Here is a 2,305-nt window from a genome sequence, read left to right as displayed (position 1 = left end):
GGCCCTGCCGTGCACGTCGCCCGTCACATAGATAGCCATCAGTACGCACCCCACGGCAGGAGTTTGTCCCCGAGCCTCACGATCCGGTCATACAGCACCGTGTGCCGTTCGTCCGGATTGCCGTCTCGGTGAAAATGTCCGTAATACCAGCGCTTGTAGTCCAGACGATCCTCGAGCTCGTCGAGGAATCCGGTCAGCCGGTCCACATCCGGGCGTTCCCAGCCTGGGTCCGGGTAGAGCGTCGGCGAGAGCATGCGCGTCGAGCAGGTATGGGTGATGACGCAGTCGACCTTCCAGGCGACCTCGTCGAGCCTTGCCCGTGCGTCATCGAAATCGCGCTCGTCCGGCAGCTCCTGCGGCCACCACGAGCTGTACGGGATGCGGTACGCCCTGTCGACGCTCGTCGCCCCGCCCATGGTGAAGACCGTCTTCCCGTCGAGCTCGAAGACCTCCCCGCGCGTCAGGCGCCGAATGGACGAAGTATCCGACAGGCGCTGCGTCAGCCCGCCGTGCCACGGCTCCATGGGGCGCTCCGCCCAGTGGTCGAAGCGCTCGTGGTTGCCGTCGACGAAGAGAACCGTGTAGGGGCGCGACTCCATCCAGGCGATATCGGCGCATTCCTCGGCAGAGAAGTCCCACGGAAAGCCAAAGTCGCCGGCGATGATCAGATAGTCGTCGCTGCCAAGGCTATCCCCAAGCTCCCAGTCGCGGAGCTTTTGCATGTCGAGCCCACCGTGGATGTCGCCTGTCACATAGACCGTCATCGGATCGCCTCTTTCCGCTTGTAAGCCGCCAGCTCGCGTTCGACCTGCCTGTCACCGGTCTCGTTGACCCACCAGGGCCATTTCACCCGGCCGCACGGCTCGTCGACCCCGGCGAACCATTTCCTCAGCCCGTCGAGGCTCACCGGGGAGTGCCCGTTGGCATCGCAACCCACGTCGTAGCGCAGGAGCCCCTGCTTGCGGTTGAACTCGTTGTACGCGCCGCCGCTGCTGTGGATGTGCCCGTGGAGGTGCCACGATCCATGGCTCATGCCCTGCCAGTCGGCCATGGGGTAATGGCACAGGACGATCTTCTGCCCGTCGATCTTGAGCACGCAGATCGGCGGTTCCACGGTGAACGCGCCCGCGACCGCCGGCTGGGTCCAGTCCTTGTCATGGTTTCCCGGGACGAGGTGGATGCGCTTGCAGGCGATCCGCTTACGCAGCCCGTATGCGTCCTGGGCGGTCATCTTGAATGAGAAATCCCCCAGGATGTAGAGCTCGTCATCCACGGCGACCCTGCCGTTGATGCTGTCGACGATGGCGTCGTTCATCTGCCAAATCGTCTCCCACGGGCGGTCGGTGAACTTCAGCACGTTCTCATGCCCGAAGTGGGTGTCGCTGGTAAACCAGATCATTCCATTGTCTCCTTGTCGCTAAAAACCGTTCTCCTTTGCGCAGTTGAGGAGACGTATTTTGAGCGACATGAGGCGTTCTGACCTCATGTTCTGTGCTCCAATCTGCCGGATTGTTCCAGCTAAAACTTTAAAACCTCGTGCGGACAGAAAACCGTGTCTCGTTTGTGGGGTCATAGTATAGGCACTGTTAGAACTAATAGCCCAAATCCGTTGCCAACTAGCCACTATTAGCAACTATTAGGCCTTTTGGACAGCCGAACTGACTAATAGCCGCTATTTGTTGGGCTGTTTTGCAACCGCGAACGCTGCCGTGGATTCTTGATACGGCGCATCGACAACAGCAATGTCAAGCGGGTAGAATGGTGCCGACGGCAGCCCAAGTTGTAGAGAGCTGGGCAGAGCCGTTGCGTTAGAAAGTTAGGTCATCGTCTTAACGACGGTGGCCTTTCTTTTTGGGCTTCGAACCCTGCTTGAGTGCCTTGGAAAGGCCGACAAGGGCCGTGAGGAGCGAGACCAGGGCGGTCAGGAACTTCACGAACTCGGTGAAATCGGTCATGGGCATCACCTCCCATCGGATGGAGTGCTCTGCCCGGCACAAGGGCTGCCGACAGCGCTGCTGATTCTAACAGAGCGTCATTCTTCTTCGATCAATCCGTGCTCCACTCCCTCGCCGGAATCCAGCCTTTCCGCAGCTCGACGAAGGTGTTCTTGATTCCCGCGACCCCAAAACGGATCGTCTTCGCGCTCGTCACGGGCCTTGAGCTTGCCCCTGACTCTCTCGACGATCTTGTCAATCACTTGCCGCCGAACCTCATCCTTAACTTCCTCGCCGATCTCCTCAAATTCCAACGCCGGTCCGTACATGCTCGGCCCTTCCCTGCTCGCGACCTGTTTTCCAGCCAAGAC

The 2,305-nt window shown here is 60.0% G+C and carries 4 protein-coding genes; all 4 read right to left on the bottom strand.

The window, feature by feature from the left end; genetic code table 11:
- Positions 1 to 38: 38 nt before the first annotated feature.
- A complete protein-coding gene (locus AB5405_RS09725; RefSeq protein ID WP_368138346.1) occupies positions 39 to 764 on the bottom strand; it encodes a metallophosphoesterase in 726 nt (241 codons plus the stop codon).
- The gene (locus AB5405_RS09720) at positions 761 to 1,399 is read right to left on the bottom strand and encodes a hypothetical protein (protein ID WP_368138345.1); all 639 of its coding nucleotides are present in this window, start codon (positions 1,397 to 1,399) and stop codon (positions 761 to 763) included. The genes AB5405_RS09725 and AB5405_RS09720 overlap by 4 nt, the downstream gene beginning before the upstream one ends.
- 430 nt (positions 1,400 to 1,829) lie before the next feature.
- Positions 1,830 to 1,955 carry a hypothetical protein gene (locus AB5405_RS09715; protein ID WP_349090692.1) on the bottom strand — a complete coding sequence of 42 codons (126 nt, stop codon included), beginning with the start codon at positions 1,953 to 1,955 and terminating at the stop codon, positions 1,830 to 1,832.
- A gap of 77 nt (positions 1,956 to 2,032) precedes the next feature.
- Positions 2,033 to 2,305 (bottom strand): hypothetical protein (locus tag AB5405_RS09710; RefSeq protein ID WP_368138344.1); only part of this gene is annotated, 273 nt, incomplete at its 5' end.

It is taken from the genome of Collinsella aerofaciens, from assembly GCF_040920445.1.
GTDB classification, from domain to species: Bacteria; Actinomycetota; Coriobacteriia; order Coriobacteriales; family Coriobacteriaceae; genus Collinsella; species Collinsella aerofaciens_BH.
This window is presented reverse-complemented; position numbering and strand designations above follow the sequence as displayed.

Coding starts and splice junctions, on each gene's coding strand:
- AB5405_RS09725 (WP_368138346.1), bottom strand. CDS start 764: ATGACGGTCTATGTGACAGGCGACATCCACGGTGGGCTCGACATGCAA.
- AB5405_RS09720 (WP_368138345.1), bottom strand. CDS start 1,399: ATGATCTGGTTTACCAGCGACACCCACTTCGGGCATGAGAACGTGCTG.
- AB5405_RS09715 (WP_349090692.1), bottom strand. CDS start 1,955: ATGACCGATTTCACCGAGTTCGTGAAGTTCCTGACCGCCCTGGTCTCG.